Here is a 19531-nt window from a genome sequence, read left to right on the forward strand (position 1 = left end):
GCTGGACTCGACCTCTTGAGGTAGCGCCACACACTGGATCGGGGCCCAGGCTCCGGGTTCAGGTGTGGCGCTGGTTTGAGAGTAGCGGTCACAGGTGGTGCGGCACTCAATCTTGAGCGCAGCGCCGAATGCGCAGTACCTAACGAAGACGGTAAAAAGCATGAATCTTCACGAGTATCAGGGTAAGCAGCTGTTCGCTGAATACGGCCTGCCAGTATCCAAAGGCTACGCGGTAGACACCCCGGAAGAAGCAGCAGAAGCTTGCGACAAAATCGGCGGCTCCGAGTGGGTTGTCAAAGCCCAGGTTCACGCCGGTGGTCGCGGTAAAGCGGGCGGCGTTAAGCTGGTTCGCAGCAAAGAAGACGCTAAGGCATTCGCTCAGCAGTGGTTGGGCAAGCGTCTGGTGACCTATCAGACTGATGCCAATGGCCAGCCTGTCACCAAGATCCTGGTTGAATCGTGCACTGATATCGCTAAAGAGCTGTACCTGGGCGCTGTCGTTGACCGTTCGAGCCGTCGCATCGTGTTCATGGCTTCCACCGAAGGTGGCGTGGACATCGAGAAAATCGCTCACGACACTCCAGAAAAAATTCTGAAAGCCACTATCGACCCACTGGTTGGCGCTCAGCCATTCCAGGGTCGCGAGCTGGCTTTCCAGCTGGGTCTGGAAGGCAAGCAAGTTGCCCAGTTCGCCAAGATCTTCGTGGGTCTGGCCAAACTGTTCCAGGATCACGATCTGGCCCTGCTGGAAGTGAACCCGCTGGTGATCAAGGCTGACGGCGATCTGCACTGCCTGGACGCCAAGATCAACATCGACGCCAACGCCATGTACCGTCAGCCTAAGCTGAAGACCTTCCACGATCCGTCGCAGGACGATCCGCGCGAAGCGCACGCTGCCAAGTTCGAACTGAACTACGTAGCCCTGGAAGGCAACATTGGCTGCATGGTCAACGGTGCCGGCCTGGCCATGGGTACCATGGACATCGTCAACCTGCACGGCGGTAAGCCAGCCAACTTCCTCGACGTGGGCGGTGGTGCTACCAAAGAGCGCGTGACCGAAGCTTTCAAGATCATCCTGTCCGACACCAACGTCGCTGCAGTACTGGTCAACATCTTCGGCGGCATCGTTCGCTGCGACATGATTGCCGAAGGCATCATCGGCGCTGTGAAAGAAGTCGGCGTGAAAATCCCGGTTGTTGTTCGCCTTGAAGGCAACAACGCTGAACTGGGCGCTAAAGTACTGGCAGAAAGCGGCTTGAACATCATCGCTGCTACCAGCCTGACCGACGCTGCTCAACAAGTTGTCAAAGCTGCGGAGGGCAAATAATGAGCGTCCTGATCAATAAAGACACCAAAGTTATCTGCCAGGGTATTACCGGTTCGCAAGGTAGTTTCCACACCCAGCAAGCCATCGAATACGGCACCCAGATGGTGGGTGGCGTAACTCCAGGCAAAGGCGGTACCGAGCACCTGGGTCTGCCAGTGTTCAACACCGTGAAAGACGCTGTAGCTGCCACTGGCGCCACCGCCAGCGTGATCTACGTTCCAGCTCCTTTCTGCAAGGACTCGATCCTGGAAGCAGCGTTCGGCGGCATCAAGCTGATCGTCTGCATCACCGAAGGCATTCCTACCCTGGACATGCTGGACGCTAAAGTTAAGTGCGACGAGCTGGGTGTTACCCTGATCGGCCCTAACTGCCCAGGCGTGATCACTCCAGGCGAATGCAAGATCGGCATCATGCCAGGTCACATTCACTTGCCAGGCAAGGTCGGTATCGTTTCCCGTTCCGGCACCCTGACTTACGAAGCTGTGAAGCAGACCACTGACGCCGGTTTCGGTCAGTCCACCTGCGTCGGCATCGGTGGTGACCCGATCCCAGGCTCCAACTTCATCGACATCCTGAAGCTGTTCCAGGAAGACCCGAAGACCGAAGCGATCGTGATGATCGGCGAGATCGGCGGTTCGGCTGAAGAAGAAGCGGCTGCCTACATCAAGGCTCACGTGACCAAGCCGGTTGTTTCCTACATCGCTGGTGTGACTGCTCCTCCGGGCAAGCGCATGGGCCATGCTGGCGCAATCATCTCTGGCGGCAAAGGCACTGCAGACGAGAAATTCGCTGCGCTGCAAGACGCAGGCGTGAAAACCGTGCGTTCGCTGGCAGACATCGGCAAGGCCCTGGCCGAGCTGACCGGTTGGGCTGTCAAGTAAGCCTCGCGCTTAACTGACGCTTCAACCACAAAGGCCACCTTCGGGTGGCCTTTGTGCTTTCTGCCGTAGGAGCCGGCTTGCCGGCGAAGAGGCCTTCAGTTCAGTTGTTGCCCTGGGGGGAGGGCTTCGCTGGCAAGCCAGCTCCTATACAAGCCTCGCTTACCTAATTCGGCTTCTATACGGTTCGGCTCCCAGCATGCTGGCTGGTGTGCGGGGATGGGATTAAGCCCGATGGAAATATAATTTCGAAAATGCGACATCCCAATGTCGCATATCAGAAAATTCTCATTGCGCCGGTGCGTTCGTCTTGCAGATTCGGTAGGCTAGCCGCCTCTTTTTGCGTCTGCTGCCCACAAGGTAACTGCGCGCTAAACGGGTCAGTCTTATACGGATTGACAGCATTTCCCTCACCCATAAGGGAAATCCCTCTCTAAATTCCGATTCAGTAGTGTGGTATTTCCTTAATGAAAGTGTTGAAAGGCCAGGACATTCTGGCACTCGGCTTCATGACTTTTGCCCTGTTCGTCGGGGCTGGCAACATCATCTTCCCTCCTATCGTCGGTTTGCAGTCCGGACCCCATGTCTGGATGGCGGCGTTGGGTTTTCTGATCACGGCGGTCGGCCTGCCAGTGATCACGGTGGTTGCCCTGGCCAAGGTCGGTGGCGCCATGGATGCCCTGAGCAGCCCCATCGGTAAAGTCGCTGGCGGTCTGTTGGCGGCGGTCTGCTACCTGGCGGTTGGCCCGCTGTTCGCCACGCCGCGGACGGCTACTGTGTCCTTTGAAGTGGGCCTGGCGCCACTGACGGGCGAGAGCCCGCTGGCGCTGTTCCTCTACAGCTCGGCCTACTTCCTGCTGGTGTTCTTCATCTCCCTGTATCCGGGCCGCTTGTTGGATACCGTTGGCCGTTTCCTGGCGCCGTTGAAGATCATCGCGCTGGCGGTTCTGGGTATTGCAGCGGTCGCGCTGCCAGCGGGTACTGTTGGCGAGGCCACGCCCGAATATGTGGCAGCGCCGTTTTCTCAAGGTTTCATTAATGGTTACCTGACCATGGATACCTTGGGCGCTCTGGTGTTCGGTATCGTTATCGTCAACGCCATTCGCTCGCGAGGAGTCGAGTCGCCTCAACTGATCACCCGTTACGCGGTGATCGCCGGCCTGATCGCCGGGGTCGGTCTGGCGCTGGTCTATGTCAGTCTGTTCCGTCTCGGTTCGGGCAGCCATGAAGTGGCCGCCGGGGCCACCAATGGCGCGGCGGTGCTGCATGCCTATGTCCAACACACCTTTGGCTCCCTGGGCAGCGGCTTCCTCGCGGTACTGATCTCCCTGGCTTGCCTGGTGACCGCTGTGGGTCTGACCTGTGCCTGCGCCGAGTATTTCAGCCGCGTAACACCGTTGTCCTATAAGACTCTGGTGGTGATCCTCGCGGTCTTCTCGCTGTTGGTGTCCAACCTTGGCCTGACCAAGCTGATCGCCTTCTCGATCCCGGTACTGACTGCCATCTATCCACCGTGCATTGCCCTGGTGGCCCTGAGCTTCTGCAAGGACTTCTGGCAGGACCAGCGGCGTATCGTTGGCCCGGTGATGCTGGTGTCTTTCGTGTTCGGTCTGATCGATGCGCTCAAGGGGGCCGGCCTGGCCGATGGTTTGCCTAGCCAGCTGGCCCACTTGCCGTTGAGCGAGCAAGGCCTGGCCTGGCTGGTGCCTTCGGTGATCGTCCTGGCGGTTGCGGTGGTTTTCGACCGTATTCTGGGCAAGCCGGCCCAAGCCCTGGCTTGATCTGCCGCTGATGGCTCTGGATCGCCACAAGCGATCCATGAGCGCCAAGGAAAATGCCTCGTATCCATCGATACGGGGCATTTTTTATGGGGCTTGGGCGGTGTCTTTTTCCTCGGCGTGGCGTCGAAGCAGTGTCCTTGTCTTTTGCCAACGCCTTACAGGAATTTGCATGTCGTTTGTCCAAGCCAACCTGATTCATCTACTGGCCGCTCTGTGGTTCGTCGTCTGCTGGGGCGGCTATACCCGCTATGCCACCTGGAAGGGCCGGGACACGGCATGCCTGGCCAGCGTCCTGCACCTGTACCGCGAGGACTGGATGCGTCGCATGCTGCTGCGGGACAACCGTATCGCCGACGCCAGTGTGATCGGCAACCTGGAGCGCAACGCTTCGTTCTTCGCTTCCAGTACCCTGATCATCCTGGCAGGCATCCTCACAGTGCTCGGTGCATCGGAGCGCGCGGTGTCGCTGCTGGCGGACATTCCGCTGGTGCAGCAGGCGTCCCAGGGCATGTCGGAGATCAAGTTGCTGTGCCTGGCGCTGGTGTTCGTATATGCCTTTTTCACCTTCAGCTGGTGCATGCGCCAGTACAACTTTGCGGCGGTGCTGGTGGGGTCGGCGCCGATGATCGGCGAGCGACATGTCTCCGAGCAGGAGCGCAAGGCGTTTGCTTTGCGGGCAGCCCGGGTGATTTCCATGGCGGCCAACCAGTTCAACTTCGGGCTGCGTTCCTACTATTTCGGCATGACCATGCTGGCCTGGTTCGTCAGCCCCTGGTTGTTCATGCTGATGAGTGCAGGCGTGGTGTTTGTCCTGTACCGGCGGGAGTTTCATTCCGACGTACTTGACGTCATGGTCTATACCCCGACTGAACAGCCTTTGGCCGATAGCCCCAAAGACGCAGTCTGAGCGGGGAGGGCTGATCGATTGATCTGTTGCCCGGTTAAAAGGAGTTGGCCAATGAGTAAGCTGCGTGCCCTGATGTGCCTGTGCCTTTCATTCATTTTGTTGTCCGGTTGCCGGGTGCAAACCCTGTATCTGAATGGCGACGCCCGTGGCCAGGTGGTGGATGCATTGAGCGGCATGCCGATCGCCGGGGCCAGGGGCACCTTGTGTGGGGCGCAGTTCCTGACTGGCGAGGACGGACGCTTCCAGGTCGAGCAGGCAACCGACTGGGAACTGGTGATGGTGCTGGCTGGCCGCGCGCCCCAGGACACCCCGCACCCTTGCTACATGAGTATCAGCGCGGTCGATTACCAGACTCGCCAGTGGTTGGCACCCTTTACCGCCCATTACGACTTTCCCATCAGGCTATTGCCCGTATCCAGTTCCTCGCACTATGCGTTGGAGTCTTCAGCCAGTGGAGTGTCTGGACACCCGTTGCAGGCAGAGCCGCTCCAGGATGAGTTGTTCCTGGAGTCAGGGTATTGAGCTTCAGTGCTTAGTTACCTATTCGACAACTAAACACCGTTGTATTGAGCTGCTGTTTTGCAGACAAGAAAAAGCCCGCACTTGGCGGGCTTTTTGGTGTTGCGCTAAAACCGGCTTAGTTGGTTTTAGGTGCTGCTTCCTTGGCGCTTTCTTCAGCAGCGGCCTTGTTGGATTCAGCCTGATCTTTGGCGGCTTCGGCGTTTTCTTTCGCTGCCTCGTTCACTTTATCCTGAGCTTCGTTCATTTTTTGTTGAGCTTGCTCAGCATGTTGGTTGGCATCTTGAGCTTTGTCCTCGGATTTTTTGTCGCAGGCAGCCAGACCGAGGGAAGCGGTCAGCATCAGGGCAATAGCTAAAGTCTTACGCATGGGGTGTTTCTCCTTAGTGAAGATATCTACTGGCCTTTCGATCATGGCCTTGTGATTTAAGTTCCTTGAGGCTCATAGATATATTAAGTATTCGTTTCACGGAACTTTTGTCTGCTTCATTCAATGCACATTCCTGACAATAACAAGAGGCATAAGCCATGGTGCAGAACCCAATTTTCGAGCGTGCGACGCGCTTTCTTTCCGCTCTGCGCCACTGTCAGGTGCTGGATATCAGGGTACACAGCGCCTCGGTGGAAGGCATGACTCTGACCTTGCCCTACAGCCCGCAGATTGTCGGTGACCCGCAAACCGGGATCATTCATGGCGGCGCCCTGACCACGCTGATGGACAGCGCCTGCGGCATGGCCACGCTTTGTGTGCTGCCGGAGTTCGAAGTGTGTCCGACCCTGGACCTGCGCATAGACTATATGCATCCGGCGATGCCTCATCATGACGTGCACGGCTTTGCCCAGTGTTACCGGGTCACCACTGACGTGATCTTCACCCGTGGCTTTGCCTATCAGGACGACCCCGAACGCCCCGTGGCCCACGTGGTCGGTACCTTCATGCGCATGGGCAAAGGGCTCAAGGGCAGTCGTGGGTTTGCCGGCTCCATCAAGGGAGAGCGGGCATGAGCGGGGGGCTTGCAGGGTTATTGGAGCAGGCTCGTCAGCAGGGCGATTACGCCGCGTTGCTGGAGCAGATTCCCTACGCCAGATTGATCGGCATCGAGTGCACGCCGCTGGGGGATGAGCTGCTGTTTCGCCTGCCGGCCAATAAGGACAATATCGGCAATCCTCTGCTGCCGGCCCTGCACGGTGGAGTGATCGCCGGTTTCATGGAGCTGGCGGCAGCCCTGCATTTGCTGATTCTCACCGGCTCGCCCGGCGTGCCGAAGATCATCGATTTTTCCCTCGACTACCTGCGTGCCGGACAGTTTCGTGACACCTTCGCTCGCTGCCAGGTGTGGCGGCAGGGGAGGAGGGTGGCCAACGTCGCCATCACGGCCTGGCAGAGCACCGCCGACGAGCCAATTGCTACCGCCCGGGCACATTTCAAGATTGAAGAGAGTCTCGCCCCTTGAAATCCAGTCAGCTACCCCCACTTCCATGTCATCCCGCCGCTCTCCGCTTCCGGAGCGCGACCACAGCCATCTGATTGGAGTTTGATGACCATGAGTGTGGAAACTCAAAAGGAAACCCTGGGCTTCCAGACCGAGGTGAAGCAACTGCTGCACCTCATGATCCATTCGTTGTATTCCAACAAGGAAATCTTCCTTCGCGAATTGATCTCGAACGCCTCTGACGCCGTCGACAAATTGCGTTTCGAAGCCCTGTCCAAGCCCGAGTTGCTGGAAGGTGGCGCCGAACTGAAAATCCGTGTGAGCTTCGACAAGGACGCGAAAACCGTCACCCTCGAAGACAACGGTATCGGCATGAGCCGTGAAGATGTCATCACTCACCTGGGGACCATCGCCAAATCCGGCACCGCCGATTTCATGAAGAACCTCACCGGCGACCAGAAGAAGGACTCGCACCTGATCGGTCAGTTCGGCGTGGGTTTCTACTCCGCGTTCATCGTTGCCGACCAGGTCGAAGTGTTCAGCCGTCGTGCCGGCCTGCCGGCCAGCGAAGGCGTGCACTGGTCGTCCAAGGGTGAAGGCGAGTTCGAAGTGGCGACCCTCGACAAGGCCGAGCGCGGTACCCGCATCGTCCTGCACCTCAAATCCGGTGAAGACGAGTTCGCCGATGGCTGGCGCCTGCGCAACATCATCAAGAAGTACTCCGACCACATCGCGCTGCCGATCGAGTTGCCCAAAGAAGCCGCTGCCGCCGAAGGCGAAGAGAAACCGGCGTTGGAGTGGGAAACCGTCAACCGCGCCAGTGCCCTGTGGACCCGTCCGCGTACCGAGATCAAGGACGAGGAATACCAGGAGTTCTACAAGCACATCGCCCATGACTTCGAGAACCCGCTGAGCTGGAGCCACAACAAGGTCGAAGGCAAGCTGGAATACAGCTCGCTGCTCTACGTGCCGGCCCGTGCACCGTTCGACCTGTACCAGCGTGAAGCGCCGAAGGGCCTCAAGCTCTACGTGCAGCGCGTGTTCGTCATGGATCAGGCTGAGTCCTTCCTGCCGCTGTACCTGCGCTTCATCAAGGGCGTGGTGGATTCCAACGACCTGTCGCTGAACGTCTCGCGGGAAATCCTGCAGAAAGACCCGATCATCGACTCGATGAAATCGGCACTGACCAAGCGCGTCCTCGACATGCTGGAAAAACTGGCGAAGAACGAGCCAGAGCAATACAAGGGCTTCTGGAAGAACTTTGGCCAGGTGATGAAGGAAGGCCCGGCCGAAGACTTCGCCAACAAGGAAAAGATCGCCGGCCTGCTACGCTTCGCTTCCACTCAGGGCGACGACGGCGAGCAGACAGTGTCCCTGGCCGACTACCTGGCTCGCGCCAAGGAAGGTCAGGACAAGATCTACTTCCTCACCGGCGAATCCTACGCTCAGGTGAAGAACAGCCCGCACCTGGAAGTCTTCCGCAAGAAAGGCATCGAAGTGCTGCTGCTCACCGACCGTATCGACGAGTGGCTGATGAGCTACCTCAACGAATTCGACGGCAAGAGCTTTGTCGACGTGGCGCGTGGTGACCTGGACCTGGGCAACCTGGACTCGGAAGAGGACAAGAAGGCTGCCGAGGAAGTCGCCAAGACCAAGGAAGGCCTGGTGGAGCGGATCAAGACCGCCCTGGGCGAGAGCGTCAGCGAAGTGCGGGTTTCCCACCGCCTGACCGACTCCCCGGCGATCCTGGCCATCGGCGAGCAGGACCTGGGGCTGCAAATGCGCCAGATCCTTGAAGCCAGCGGGCAGAAGGTTCCGGATTCCAAGCCGATCTTCGAGTTCAACCCGACTCACCCGCTGATCGAGAAACTCGACGGTGAGCAGAGCGAAGAGCGCTTTGGCGACCTGTCGCACATCCTCTTCGATCAGGCGGCCCTGGCGGCCGGTGACAGCTTGAAAGACCCGGCGGCCTATGTGCGCCGACTGAACAAGCTGCTGGTTGAACTGTCGGTTTAACCACGTTGCAAGAAAAACCCGCTTCGGCGGGTTTTTTCATTCTGGTGTCCCTCTACTGGAGAAGCTGAGTCATGAGTCAAATCACAGTGCGTTCCGTGGTCTATCAGATCGATGGCCAGCCCTATGAAGGTCGACTGGCCTTCGATGCCGCCCATCAAGGCGCGCGCCCGGGGTTGCTGATGGCGCCGAACTGGATGGGCGTCAGCGCCGGCGCGGAGAAGATCGCCGAGGCGGTGGCGGCCAAGGGCTACGTGGTACTGATCGCTGATCTGTATGGCCAGTCGCTGCGTCCCAGCGATGCCAGTGAGGCCGGTGCCGCGATGATGCCGCTCAAGGATGACCGGGTGTTGTTGCGCAAGCGCATGCAGGCGGCCTTTGCGGCCTTGCAGAGTCAGGGCGAAGCAGCGGTGGACACTTCCAGGCTGGCCACCTTCGGTTTCTGCTTTGGCGGCTGCTGCGCCCTGGAGCTGGCCCGCAGTGGCGCGCCAGTGAAGGCGGCGGTGTCGTTCCACGGCACCCTGGACACCCCCAACCCTAGCGACGCGAACAATATCAAGGGTTCGGTACTGGTACTGCACGGTGCGGCGGACCCGTTAGTGGCCAAGGAGCAACTGCCGGCCTTCGAGGCGGAAATGGATGCGGCGGGTGTGGACTGGCAACTGGTCAGCTATGGCGGTGCGGTGCATTCCTTCACCGATACCCACGCCAATGTACCGGGCAAGATGATGTACGACGCCAAGACCTCGGCGCGGGCCTTCGCCACCATGCATTACCTGCTGGACGAAGTTTTCTGCGGCTGACCCGCCGCCTCTGATTCCGGAGCTGGCTAGCCAGCGAAGGCATCAGTGAGAGCAACGCCAGACTCACGGGCCTGTTCGCCGGCAAGCCGGCTCCTAGCGATCAGTGGCGGGGGGGGGGTGGCAATTCGATGCGCTCGCTTTCTCCTGGCACCTGCGGCCAATCCCCGGCCGCCCAGCGTTGGCGCGCTTCCTCGATACGCGCCGGATCGCTGGCCACGAAGTTCCAATTGATCCGGCGAGGACCGTCCAGGGGCGCGCCGCCGATCAGCACTGCGTGACAATCGCTTTCGGCGAACAGCGTGGCGTTCTCCCCCTCCGGCAATACCACTAGCGCGTGCACGGGCAAAGGCTCGCCGTCCAGTTGTGCCTCGCCGTCCAGTACATACAGCGCGCGCTGCGGGTGCTCGGTGGGAATCAGCAGGCTGGTGGCGGTCTGCAGTCGCAGTTCGGCGTACAGGGTGGGGGAGAGTACCGGCACCGGCGATTCCAGGCAGAAGCCGCTGCCGGCGATCATGCGGATGCTCACCCCCAGGTTGTCGCTCACCGGCAGGCTGCTGGCCGGGTGATGGCTGTAATGCCCCGGGCCTTGCTCCTGCTCTTGGGGCGAGGCCAGCCAGACCTGCAGGCCGTGCATGGCGAACCCCTGGGCCAGCAAGGGGGCTGGCGTGCGTTCGACATGGGCGATGGCGCTGCCGGCGGTCATCCAGCTGACGTCTCCGGCCTCCACGATCTGGTCGGAGCCCAGGCTGTCCTTGTGCTGGATCTGCCCGGCGAACAGGTAGGTCAGGGTGGACAGGCCGATATGCGGATGTTGGCGGATATTCATGCCCTTGCCCGGCGGGTAGCGGGTTTCCAGCATATGGTCGAAGAACACGAAGGGCCCGACACTGCGGCACTGGGCCGAAGGCAGGGGGCGCAGGATGGGCTGGCCTTCAACGTCCTCGGCACGGGGACGGATCACGAGGGGTGAGTTCATGGCGGATTCCAGGCTGATCGGGTTATGCCCGGGAGCATAACCCGCGTGTGCCAGCCTTGCCGCTATTGGCTGAAGGCGCCTTCGGAGAGGTGGGTCTCGATGCTGACTTCGCTGGTGGTCATCAGCTTGTGGATCGGGCAACGGTCGGCCACCCGGTGCAGCTCATCACGCTGGGCATCGGTGAGCACGCCCTTGAGGGTCAGCTTTACATGCAGGGCGTATTTGCCTTGCGGCTCCTGGCTGTTGTCGTGCTTGAGCTCCACCGTGACCCCGGTCAGCGGGATGTTCTTCTTCTGCGCATAGAGCTTCAGGGTCAGGGCCTTGCAGGCCCCTAGGGCGGCATCGAAGTAGTCATGGGGCTCGGGGGCGGTGCCTTCGCCACCGGCGTACTGGGGCAGGTCGGTGAACAACTGGTGGTCATCCACCTGGATGCTGTGGCGGAAACCTTCGCTGGACTCGGTATTGACGGTAATGGTCATGGCAAACCTCAGGCAGTGATGAGTATCGGATCAGGCTGTAAAGGTGCTGAAGTTATAGAGCATGGGGAGGCACAGGCGTTCCCCTTTTTTCTGAACCTGCTGCTGGGGTGCAGGGTCTACCCGGCTGCAACCCTTTGGAGACGCTGCGGTGTACTGGAATCATTTATACGGAACCTGCCTTGGAGCGTTGCTGATGCTGCTGCCCGGCGTGGCGGCCCAGGCACGGGATTACCGCTACAGCGATGCTCACTTGCATTACGTGGACTTCTTCCAGGAATCCGCGGGCATGGATGCGTTGCTCAAGGCCATGGCTGACAACCGTATTGAACAGGTGATGATTTCCGGCATTCCGGTGGCCAAGAAATGGCACGAGGATGAACCCAAGCGTCCACGCTATTACGCCGGTGATGATGCTGATGCCTATTGGTACAGCGCCACCGACGTGCTGGTGGCGGCTGCGGTTAAGCAACTGCCCCCTGAGCAGCGTCAGCGTTTTCATCCCTTCCTGTCCGGTTTCAATCCCAATGACAAGAACTCCGCGGCGCATATCCAGCGCATGCTCGACCTTGATCCGGGGCTGTGGCAGGGCATCGGTGAGGTCTTCACCCGCCATGACGACCTCACGGCCTTGACTGCCGGAGACACGCCACGGGCCAACAACGAGGCGATGACCAAGGTCTATCACCTGGCGGCGGAGAACGACCTGCCGGTCATGCTGCATTCCAACATCACCTCCAAGCGCGAACGCAACCCGCTGTACCTGGCAGAAATCGAAGAGCCGCTGCGCAATCACCCCCATACGCGCTTTATTTGGGCCCACGCTGGCACCAGCGCCGAGATCCATCGTCACCAGACCCGCCTGGAATTCTTGCTGCCGACCCTGACGCGGCTGCTGGAGAGCTACCCCAATCTGTACATCGACCTGTCCTGGAGCCTGCTCACGCCCTATCTGCTGGATGAGCAGGGCAACCCCAGCCAGGCATGGCTGCAGTTGGTGGAGCGCTTCCCGGAGCGCTTCATGCTCGGTTCGGATGTGGTCGGGCGCTTCAACAAGCTGGGGCGCGAGCTGCACAGCTTCGATGTCTTCCTCGATGCCTTGCCGGAGGAGGTGGCGCGCAAGGTGGCCCATGACAATTTTCTCGCCATCCTTCCCGCCAAAAGTCGCCCTTAGCAGGCCCCAGTCTGTCATCAGCCTGTCACGCCTGCTTCATAAGCTCGCGCCATCTCAATCAAGGAGCGCGATATGCACCTCACTCGTTTAAGCGCATTGGCGGCGCTGATGATCTTCACTGGCCTGGCCAGTGCCGAAGTCCGTGTTGAAGGACCGGTGGAATACGGCGTGTTCGAAGGGCCCAAGGCCGAGCTGCAATCGGGGGAGCGGGTGCTGCGCCGCAGCAACGAGAAGATCCAGCAAACCTCGGTGGTGCCCGCCAAGCTGGGGACCAAGTTCGGTATGCGTTACCAGTTGCTGGGCAAGGTGGCCGAGGATCAGCCCCTGACTCTGCTCTACCTGACTCCGGGCATCCGTACCCCGGACGGGGCGCGCCACGACAAGTTCGAGATCACCCAGAAACTGGTACCCAATGCACCTCAGGATGTGATGGCCTACGAATTCACGGAGAACCATGAAGTGGTGCCCGGCGAATGGCACTTCATGGTCTTTCAGGGCGACCGTTTGTTGGCAGAACAGCGATTTTCTGTGCGCTGAATCGTTTTACGCCCAAGTATTGGAGTGCTAGGGCGTTTTGATATCACGTTTTTGTCTTACGCAATTTTCCAACGGCCCGATACCGTCTAAGAGCACCCTGCTGCAAGTTCTTGCAGCGCTCTAGGAAGGAGCCAGAGGAATGAGCCTTAGAAGTCTCAATATCGCGCCGCGCGCAGGCCTGGGTTTCGGCTTGCTGGCGCTGATGGTGTTTGCCCTCGGGGCATTCGCCCTGATGCAGATGGCCAATATGCGCCAGCAGTCCGATGAAGTGGAAAGCAATTGGCTGCCCAGCGTCATGTTCGTCGGTGACATGAGTCAGGACCTGCTGCGCATCCGTGCCCTGACCCTGCGTCTGCTGATCAATCGCGACCCGCAAGCGATTGTCCAGAACGAAAAAAAGATCAACGACATCAAGACTGGCCTGGGGGTTGCCCAGGGGCGCTATGAGTCATTGATCGTGCTGCCCCAGGAACGGGTCCTGTTCGATCGTTTCAAGGCCATTGAGAAGCAGTACCTGCAGCGCCAGGCCCAGGTCATGGCCTTTTCCAGCCAGAACCAGCTGGAAGAGGCGATCAAGGTGGTCAATGGCGAGATGAATCAATTGGCCGATGACATGGCGGCGACCCTGCATGAACTGGTCGAGTTGAACAAGCAGAGCGCGACCCAGGCCACGGACCTGGCCCAGGCCGTGTTCAGCAAGTCGCGGGTCTGGGTGGTGGGCATGATCGCGGTGGCGGCGCTGGTGACCATTGGCCTGGCATTGTTGCTGACCCGCAGCATCGTCCTGCCCCTGGCCCAGTCCCTGAGTGTCGCCGAGGTGGTGGCCGGCGGCGACCTGACGGGTGACATCACGGTGGTTGGCAAGGATGAACCGGCGCGTCTGTTGCTGGCGCTCAAGGCCATGCAGCACAGCCTGCGGGAAACCATCCGGCGCATTTCCGACTCCTCCAGCCAGTTGGCCTCCGCCTCGGAAGAGCTCAGTTGCGTGACCGAGGATGCGACCCGGGGCCTGCATCAGCAGAGCCTGGAAATCGAGCAGGCGGCCACTGCGGTGAATCAGATGACCGCCGCGGTGGAGGAGGTGGCCAGCAATGCCGTGGCCACCTCCGAAGCCTCTCGGGAGTCGGACCGGATCGCCCAGCATGGGCGTGAGCAGGTGCATCAGACGGTGCTCTCCATCGAGTTGCTGGCCGAGGATGTGACGACCAATGCCAGCCAGGTGGAAGAGCTGGCACAGAAGGTCTATGGCATCAGCAAGGTGCTGGATGTGATTCGCTCCATCGCCGAACAGACCAACCTGCTGGCACTGAACGCGGCCATCGAGGCTGCGCGAGCCGGGGATGCCGGGCGCGGGTTTGCCGTGGTGGCAGACGAAGTGCGGGCCCTGGCCCATCGGACTCAGCAGTCGACCCAGGAAATCGAGCAGATGATTGGCGGGATCCAGCAAGGCACCGACCAGGCGGTCAGTTCCATGCAGCACAGCAACAGCCGGGCCCGCTCGACCCTGGAAGTGGCCAAGGCGGCAGGTCAGGCGCTGGAGGAAATCGCTTCGGCCTTCACCTTGATCAACGAGCGCAATATCGTGATTGCCAGTGCCTCGGAGCAGCAGGCCGCGGTAGCGCGGGAAGTGGATCGCAATCTGATGAACATCCGCGATCTGGCGCTGCAGACCTCGGCGGGGGCCAACCAGACCAGCGCCGCCAGCCAGGAGCTGTCACGGCTGGCGGTGGATCTGAACACCATGGTGGCGCGCTTCTCGGTGTGAGGCGCTTTCGCTGGCAAGCTGGCTCGTGCAGGTTGCTTGGGCGTCGGCTTACCGGCGAACGCCAGGCGAAAAAAAGCCCCGAACCAGTCGGGGCTTTTTCATTCGGCGAAGCGGCGGGGCTTACTTGCCCTGCCAGCGTTTCAGCACCAGGGTAGCGTTGGTGCCACCGAAGCCGAAGCTGTTGCTCATCACGGTGTTGATGGTGGCGTCTTCGCGAGTCTTGGTCAGGATCGGCATGTCGGCCACTTCCGGATCCAGCTCGTCGATGTTGGCCGAACCGGCCATGAAGTTGCCTTCCATCATCAGCATGCAGTAGATCGCTTCGTGAACGCCGGCGGCGCCCAGGGAGTGACCCGACAGGCTCTTGGTGGAACTGATGGCTGGAGCCTTGTCGCCGAACACTTCACGCACGCCCTTCATCTCGGCAACGTCGCCGACCGGAGTCGAGGTGCCGTGGGTGTTCAGGTAGTCGATCGGTGCGTCGACGGTGGACATGGCCATCTGCATGCAGCGGATTGCGCCTTCGCCGCTTGGAGCCACCATGTCGTAGCCATCGGAAGTGGCGCCGTAGCCGACGATTTCCGCGTAGATCTTCGCGCCACGGGCCAGAGCGTGTTCCAGCTCCTCGACCACCACCATGCCGCCACCGCCGGCGATGACGAAACCGTCACGCTTGGCGTCATAGGCGCGGGAGGCTTTTTCCGGGGTTTCGTTGTACTGGGTGGACAGGGCGCCCATGGCGTCGAACAGGAACGACTGGGTCCAGTGCTCTTCTTCACCGCCACCGGCGAAGACGATGTCCTGCTTGCCCATCTGGATCTGTTCCATGGCGGTACCGATGCAGTGAGCACTGGTGGCGCAGGCAGAAGCGATGGAGTAGTTCAGGCCCTTGATCTTGAACGGCGTGGCCAGGCAGGCGGAAACGGTGCTGCTCATGGTCCGCGTTACACGGTACGGGCCAACGCGCTTGACGCCTTTCTCGCGCAGGATGTCCAGTGCTTCCATCTGGTTCAGGGTCGAAGCGCCGCCGGAGCCGGCGATCAGGCCGGTGCGGGGGTTGGACACTTGCTCTTCGCTCAGGCCGGAGTCGGCGATGGCGTCTTTCATGGCCAGGTAGGCGTAAGCCGCTGCGTGGCCGACGAAGCGATAGATCTTGCGATCGATCAGTTCTTCAAGATTCAGGTCAATGGAGCCGGAAACCTGGCTACGCAGACCCATTTCGGCATATTCCGGGTTGAAGCGGATGCCAGGGCGACTTGCACGCAGGTTAGCGGAGACGGTCTCTTTGTCATTGCCCAGGCACGAAACAATGCCCAGACCAGTGATAACGACGCGGCGCATGCGGATAACCCTTAGAAGTTGTCAGTTGAGGTAAACACGCCGACCCGGAGGCCTTCGGCGGTATAGATTTCGCGGCCGTCAACGCTGACCGAACCATCGGCGATGGCCATGTTCAGCTTGCCCTTGAGCACGCGCTTGATGTGAATGTTATAGGTGACTTTTTTCGCGGTCGGCAGTACCTGGCCGAAGAATTTCACTTCCCCCGAACCCAGGGCGCGGCCGCGGCCCGGCAGGCCTTGCCAGCCGAGGAAAAAACCGACCAGTTGCCACATGGCATCCAGGCCCAGGCAGCCCGGCATCACCGGATCGCCTTCGAAGTGGCAAGCGAAGAACCACAGGTCTGGAGTGATATCCAGCTCAGCGACCAATTCACCTTTACCGTACTTGCCACCCTCTTCGCTGATATGGGTGATGCGATCCACCATCAGCATGTTGGGGGCGGGCAGTTGCGCGTTACCTGGGCCGAACAGCTCACCGCGACTGCAGCGCAGCAGGTCTTCCCGAGTAAAGGCGTTTTGTTTGGTCATGCGAGCTCCTCAATAGTCCCGTGCGGCAGGGTTGGGCAATCTTCCCGGCCGATCGAAGCGTTCATGCCTCGAGCCGGCAGCCTACTCATAGACTATTGCGTTGTAGTGAAAGTCACAGCGCAAAGGGCATGAATGTACACTTGTGCACTGAAATTTTTTTTGAGGGCCTTTTCGGGGCCCGTCGGGTGCCTAAGACTGCCGCACTTTCGCCCGTCACGCCAGTCGCACCTGTTGGAAAATAGCCTGTTACTGCACCCAACGTTGGAGAATTTGCTGCAGATCAGCCCGCTTGAACGGCTTGGCCAGGTAGTCGTTCATGCCCGCCGCCAGGCAGGCCTCACGGTCGCCCTGCAAGGCGTTGGCGGTCAGGGCGATGATCGGTAAATCAGCGCAGCCGGGCAGTTGGCGGATCTGCCGGGTGGCTTCGTAGCCGTCGACCAGTGGCAGTCGGCAGTCCATCAGAATGGCCTCGAAAATCAGGCTTTCGGCGCTGCGTACCGCCTGGGCGCCGTCGGTGACGATGCTGACGGTGAAGCCCAGGCTGCGCAACATGGCCTGGATCACGGTCTGGTTCACCGGGTTGTCCTCCACCAGTAGCACGTTGCGGCCTTCGCCCTGGTGAGCGGCCGTGTTCACTCGCGGCGCCAGCACGGGCAGGCTTTGCTGAAACAGCGCCAGGGGGATTTCCAGGGTGAACACCGAGCCCTGGCCTTCCTCGCTCTGGGCCCGCAGGGTGCCGCCCATGCGTTCAGCCAGGGTCCGGGCGATAGGCAGGCCGAGGCCCGTGCCGCCGTAGCGTCGGGAAATCGAGCTGTCGGCCTGCTGGAATGCATCGAACATCAGCTCCAGGCTGGCCGGGCTGATGCCGATCCCGCTGTCGCGCACCGAGCAGGTGAACCACAGGAGTTCGTGATCCAGGGCCTGCCACTGGGGCTCGATGGTGACGCTGCCTTGTTCGGTGAACTTCAGCGCGTTGCCGATCAGGTTGACCAGGATCTGGCGGATTCGCGTCGGGTCGCCCTTGACCTGCAGCGACTCCATGCCCGGCGGCAGCCGCAGTTGCAGGTCCAGGCCTCGTTGCAATGCGCTGTGCTGGAAGGCCTGGGCGCAGCTGCTGATCAACTCGGCGAGGTTGAACGGAATGTGTTCCAGCTCCAGGGCCGAGCGTTCGATGCGCGAGAAGTCGAGGATGTCATTGATCACCTTCAGCAGGTGCTCGGTGGACTCCGAGGCCAGTGCCGCGTACTCGCTCTGCTCTTGGGTCATCTCGGTGGTTTCCAGCAATTGCAGCATCCCCAGTACGCCGTTCATCGGGGTACGCAGCTCATGGCTCATCATCGCCAGGAAGTCCGATTTGGCCTTGTTCGCCCGCTCGGCATCTTCCCGGGTCTGGATCAGTTGTGACATTGCCTGTTGCTGCTCACGGCTGGCCAGTTCCAGGCCGGCGGCGAGGTTGTTGATATGTCGCGCCAGATTGCCCAGCTCGCCGTCGTCGACAATCGGCAGCGGCGTCTTGAAGTCGCCTTCCTGAATCGCCTTCACCGCGTGGCCCATGGCGCTGATGGGTTGCGCCAGGCCGGCCGCCAGGCGTCGGGCCAGGAAGAAGGTGAAGAGCAGGGCGAACAGGGCGAGAATCCCGGCCTTGAGGAGGATTTCCTGTTGACGCTGGCTGAAGGCGTCATTGGACATGCCGACAATGACCCGCCCCAGGTAACCGTCGCCCTGGGGGCTCAGGCTGGCGGGATCATTCTGCAGAAAGTCGTTGTGCACCTGAATGCGTTGCAAGCGCACCGGCGCCTGGAAGACCTTGATCTGCTGGGCATGGTTGTGACTGGCGGACGGCTGCTCGACATACACCAGGATGTTGTTGGCACTGTCCTGGACTTCCAGAAAGTGCACATGAGGCGTGGCCAGAGTGGCTTGCAACAGGCTTTCCAGGCCCTCGTTGTTGCCGGAGATCACCCCGTACTCAGTGGCCGGGGCCAATTGGTTGGCGATCAGTTGGCCGGTATGGTTCAACTCCTGGCGCAGATCCTGGAGGCGCACGAAGGTGAAAAAGCTGATCAGCAGCAGAGTCAGGAGCAGGGCCGGGCCCAGGCTGATGAGCTGAGTGCGGGTCTGGATATCCCACCGGCGACGCAATGTCATGGGCGTTTCTCTCCTTCACTCAACTGGTGCGCGACGGCTTGCGGGTCGATTTCCTCGATGCCCAGGGAGCGTGCCACCTGTGGATTGCTCAGTACTTTGAAGGCCGCCGGGTACAGCTCCCTGGGCCAGTGGGCTGGTGCCTGATCCAGCAGGCTGTCCAGGGTCTGCAGCCAGTCCTGCTGGTCGCTGTAGGTGCTGGCCAGGCTGCCGGCCCTGACGAAGCCGGCATTGGGCCCGATCAGCGCCTGTTGCCGGGCGTAGCTGCTCAGCAGCAGGTTCTTCACGGTTTTCGGGTTGTACAGCTTGGGGTCGTCCAGGCCCAGCAGCACCTGGCTGTTGCGCAACAGGTTTTGCATCGGACGGCTGTCATTGGTGCTGTCCCAGGGTTCGGCGACGATTTCCATTTCCATGGATTGCGCTGCGTCGCGCAGTTCCCTGAGCAGGAACTGGCTGTCCTCGCTGTACAGCACGCCGATCCGGCGCACTTGGGGCAGCACCTTGTGGATCAGCCGCAGTTGGCGGCTCAAGGGCGGGTCGCTCCAGAGCAGGCTGAGTTTGGGGTGAGGCGCGCCTTGCAGGCGCTGCTGGGCCTGCAGGCGGCTGATCCGCAGGACCAGGGTGGCCGGCCCTTGCGGGTCTTGCAGGCGCCAGTCGAGGCTTTGCGGGTCCAGCAGGATCAGGCGCGTGGCTGCGGGCAGTTGGCTCGGTGCCGGCAGTTGTGCCAAGGGCACGAAGCGCACCTGGTCCTGAGGCCGCTGGGTGGCCAGTTCCTCGGTGAAGGTGCGCACGCTGTCGCTGCCTTCACTGGCGGTCAGCAACACGTCGGCTGCCCGCAGCGGAGTCGCCAGCAGCATGCCCAGGAGGATCAGGCAGATACCGAGACAGCGATGAATGCCCAGGGCCTTCCAGGGCCCGCGCTGGCCCAT

General features: G+C 60.7%; 18 protein-coding genes and 2 pseudogenes. 13 read left to right on the forward strand and 7 right to left on the reverse strand.

Annotation, left to right across the window (positions count from 1 at the left end; genetic code table 11):
• Nucleotides 1–160 precede the first annotated feature (160 nt).
• From sucC to PFZ56_RS14475, 5 genes are all read left to right on the forward strand, one after another.
• Nucleotides 161–1327, forward strand: coding sequence for an ADP-forming succinate--CoA ligase subunit beta (gene sucC / locus PFZ56_RS14455; RefSeq protein ID WP_009047768.1), 1167 nt, complete (start codon nt 161–163; stop codon nt 1325–1327).
• Entirely contained in the window at nt 1327–2208 is an 882-nt protein-coding gene (gene sucD / locus PFZ56_RS14460) for a succinate--CoA ligase subunit alpha (protein ID WP_068587916.1), read from the forward strand. The genes sucC and sucD overlap by 1 nt, the downstream gene beginning before the upstream one ends.
• Before the next feature lie 464 nt (nt 2209–2672).
• Complete coding sequence (gene brnQ, locus PFZ56_RS14465; protein ID WP_102878889.1) at nt 2673–3986, forward strand: branched-chain amino acid transport system II carrier protein; 1314 nt, start codon at nt 2673–2675, stop codon at nt 3984–3986.
• A 169-nt stretch (nt 3987–4155) separates the two neighbouring features.
• Nucleotides 4156–4893, forward strand: a complete 738-nt coding sequence (locus tag PFZ56_RS14470) for a DUF599 domain-containing protein (RefSeq protein WP_102878890.1) — start codon at nt 4156–4158, stop codon at nt 4891–4893.
• Nucleotides 4894–4944: 51 nt separating this feature from the next.
• Nucleotides 4945–5415: a hypothetical protein gene (locus tag PFZ56_RS14475; RefSeq protein WP_170001259.1), complete on the forward strand. Its 471-nt coding sequence runs from the start codon at nt 4945–4947 to the stop codon at nt 5413–5415.
• Between the two features lie 115 nt (nt 5416–5530).
• On the opposite strand, the gene PFZ56_RS14480 is transcribed toward PFZ56_RS14475, so the two are convergent.
• Nucleotides 5531–5782, reverse strand: coding sequence for a hypothetical protein (locus PFZ56_RS14480; RefSeq protein ID WP_016968094.1), 252 nt, complete (start codon nt 5780–5782; stop codon nt 5531–5533).
• 158 nt (nt 5783–5940) lie between these two features.
• Here PFZ56_RS14480 and PFZ56_RS14485 point away from each other — a divergent pair, with 158 nt between their 5' ends.
• The 4 genes from PFZ56_RS14485 (at nt 5941) to PFZ56_RS14500 (ending at nt 9661) form a co-directional block, all read left to right on the forward strand.
• On the forward strand, nt 5941–6417 hold the full coding sequence (locus tag PFZ56_RS14485; protein ID WP_102863964.1) for a PaaI family thioesterase: 477 nt from the start codon (nt 5941–5943) through the stop codon (nt 6415–6417).
• On the forward strand, nt 6414–6866 hold the full coding sequence (locus PFZ56_RS14490; RefSeq protein WP_102878892.1) for a PaaI family thioesterase: 453 nt from the start codon (nt 6414–6416) through the stop codon (nt 6864–6866). The genes PFZ56_RS14485 and PFZ56_RS14490 overlap by 4 nt, the downstream gene beginning before the upstream one ends.
• 90 nt (nt 6867–6956) lie before the next feature.
• Entirely contained in the window at nt 6957–8861 is a 1905-nt protein-coding gene (htpG, locus tag PFZ56_RS14495; RefSeq protein WP_102879089.1) for a molecular chaperone HtpG, read from the forward strand.
• Nucleotides 8862–8932: 71 nt separating this feature from the next.
• Complete coding sequence (locus PFZ56_RS14500) at nt 8933–9661, forward strand: dienelactone hydrolase family protein (RefSeq protein WP_170001258.1); 729 nt, start codon at nt 8933–8935, stop codon at nt 9659–9661.
• A 100-nt stretch (nt 9662–9761) separates the two neighbouring features.
• Here PFZ56_RS14500 and PFZ56_RS14505 read toward each other — a convergent pair whose 3' ends face one another.
• Together PFZ56_RS14505 and PFZ56_RS14510 are read right to left on the reverse strand one after the other, a co-directional pair.
• Nucleotides 9762–10637 (reverse strand): pirin family protein, encoded by an 876-nt coding sequence (locus PFZ56_RS14505; protein WP_170001257.1) that lies wholly within the window; start codon nt 10635–10637, stop codon nt 9762–9764.
• A gap of 62 nt (nt 10638–10699) precedes the next feature.
• Nucleotides 10700–11116: an OsmC family protein gene (locus PFZ56_RS14510; RefSeq protein WP_102878895.1), complete on the reverse strand. Its 417-nt coding sequence runs from the start codon at nt 11114–11116 to the stop codon at nt 10700–10702.
• Nucleotides 11117–11309: 193 nt separating this feature from the next.
• Between PFZ56_RS14510 and PFZ56_RS14515 the strand changes: the two genes are divergently transcribed.
• From PFZ56_RS14515 to PFZ56_RS14530, 4 genes and pseudogenes are all read left to right on the forward strand, one after another.
• Complete coding sequence (locus PFZ56_RS14515; protein WP_110595180.1) at nt 11310–12287, forward strand: amidohydrolase family protein; 978 nt, start codon at nt 11310–11312, stop codon at nt 12285–12287.
• Nucleotides 12288–12359: 72 nt separating this feature from the next.
• On the forward strand, nt 12360–12824 hold the full coding sequence (locus PFZ56_RS14520) for a DUF3859 domain-containing protein (protein WP_102863958.1): 465 nt from the start codon (nt 12360–12362) through the stop codon (nt 12822–12824).
• 202 nt (nt 12825–13026) lie between these two features.
• Nucleotides 13027–13686, forward strand: a pseudogene (locus PFZ56_RS14525) (MCP four helix bundle domain-containing protein); the annotation flags it as partial.
• Between the two features lie 306 nt (nt 13687–13992).
• A pseudogene (locus PFZ56_RS14530) lies at nt 13993–14589 on the forward strand (methyl-accepting chemotaxis protein); the annotation flags it as partial.
• A 120-nt stretch (nt 14590–14709) separates the two neighbouring features.
• On the opposite strand, the gene fabB reads toward PFZ56_RS14530, so the two are convergent.
• The 4 genes from fabB to PFZ56_RS14550 form a co-directional block, all read right to left on the reverse strand.
• Nucleotides 14710–15930: a beta-ketoacyl-ACP synthase I gene (gene fabB / locus PFZ56_RS14535; protein WP_047302756.1), complete on the reverse strand. Its 1221-nt coding sequence runs from the start codon at nt 15928–15930 to the stop codon at nt 14710–14712.
• Nucleotides 15931–15941: 11 nt separating this feature from the next.
• Nucleotides 15942–16457 (reverse strand): 3-hydroxyacyl-[acyl-carrier-protein] dehydratase FabA, encoded by a 516-nt coding sequence (gene fabA, locus PFZ56_RS14540; protein ID WP_011060067.1) that lies wholly within the window; start codon nt 16455–16457, stop codon nt 15942–15944.
• A gap of 246 nt (nt 16458–16703) precedes the next feature.
• Nucleotides 16704–18605 (reverse strand): ATP-binding protein, encoded by a 1902-nt coding sequence (locus PFZ56_RS14545; protein ID WP_102878898.1) that lies wholly within the window; start codon nt 18603–18605, stop codon nt 16704–16706.
• Nucleotides 18602–19531, reverse strand: coding sequence for an ABC transporter substrate-binding protein (locus PFZ56_RS14550; protein WP_170001256.1), 930 nt, complete (start codon nt 19529–19531; stop codon nt 18602–18604). The genes PFZ56_RS14545 and PFZ56_RS14550 overlap by 4 nt, the downstream gene beginning before the upstream one ends.

Origin of the sequence: Pseudomonas danubii (genome assembly GCF_042980055.1) — a bacterium.
Classification (GTDB): Bacteria; Pseudomonadota; Gammaproteobacteria; order Pseudomonadales; family Pseudomonadaceae; genus Aquipseudomonas; species Aquipseudomonas danubii.

Excerpts from the sequence above, each read along its gene's own strand:
- sucC (WP_009047768.1), top strand. The coding sequence starts at position 161 with ATGAATCTTCACGAGTATCAGGGTAAGCAGCTGTTCGCTGAATACGGC.
- sucD (WP_068587916.1), top strand. The coding sequence starts at position 1,327 with ATGAGCGTCCTGATCAATAAAGACACCAAAGTTATCTGCCAGGGTATT.
- brnQ (WP_102878889.1), top strand. The coding sequence starts at position 2,673 with ATGAAAGTGTTGAAAGGCCAGGACATTCTGGCACTCGGCTTCATGACT.
- PFZ56_RS14470 (WP_102878890.1), top strand. The coding sequence starts at position 4,156 with ATGTCGTTTGTCCAAGCCAACCTGATTCATCTACTGGCCGCTCTGTGG.
- PFZ56_RS14475 (WP_170001259.1), top strand. The coding sequence starts at position 4,945 with ATGAGTAAGCTGCGTGCCCTGATGTGCCTGTGCCTTTCATTCATTTTG.
- PFZ56_RS14480 (WP_016968094.1), bottom strand. The coding sequence starts at position 5,782 with ATGCGTAAGACTTTAGCTATTGCCCTGATGCTGACCGCTTCCCTCGGT.
- PFZ56_RS14485 (WP_102863964.1), top strand. The coding sequence starts at position 5,941 with ATGGTGCAGAACCCAATTTTCGAGCGTGCGACGCGCTTTCTTTCCGCT.
- PFZ56_RS14490 (WP_102878892.1), top strand. The coding sequence starts at position 6,414 with ATGAGCGGGGGGCTTGCAGGGTTATTGGAGCAGGCTCGTCAGCAGGGC.
- htpG (WP_102879089.1), top strand. The coding sequence starts at position 6,957 with ATGAGTGTGGAAACTCAAAAGGAAACCCTGGGCTTCCAGACCGAGGTG.
- PFZ56_RS14500 (WP_170001258.1), top strand. The coding sequence starts at position 8,933 with ATGAGTCAAATCACAGTGCGTTCCGTGGTCTATCAGATCGATGGCCAG.
- PFZ56_RS14505 (WP_170001257.1), bottom strand. The coding sequence starts at position 10,637 with ATGAACTCACCCCTCGTGATCCGTCCCCGTGCCGAGGACGTTGAAGGC.
- PFZ56_RS14510 (WP_102878895.1), bottom strand. The coding sequence starts at position 11,116 with ATGACCATTACCGTCAATACCGAGTCCAGCGAAGGTTTCCGCCACAGC.
- PFZ56_RS14515 (WP_110595180.1), top strand. The coding sequence starts at position 11,310 with ATGCTGCTGCCCGGCGTGGCGGCCCAGGCACGGGATTACCGCTACAGC.
- PFZ56_RS14520 (WP_102863958.1), top strand. The coding sequence starts at position 12,360 with ATGCACCTCACTCGTTTAAGCGCATTGGCGGCGCTGATGATCTTCACT.
- fabB (WP_047302756.1), bottom strand. The coding sequence starts at position 15,930 with ATGCGCCGCGTCGTTATCACTGGTCTGGGCATTGTTTCGTGCCTGGGC.
- fabA (WP_011060067.1), bottom strand. The coding sequence starts at position 16,457 with ATGACCAAACAAAACGCCTTTACTCGGGAAGACCTGCTGCGCTGCAGT.
- PFZ56_RS14545 (WP_102878898.1), bottom strand. The coding sequence starts at position 18,605 with ATGACATTGCGTCGCCGGTGGGATATCCAGACCCGCACTCAGCTCATC.
- PFZ56_RS14550 (WP_170001256.1), bottom strand. The coding sequence starts at position 19,531 with ATGGGCCAGCGCGGGCCCTGGAAGGCCCTGGGCATTCATCGCTGTCTC.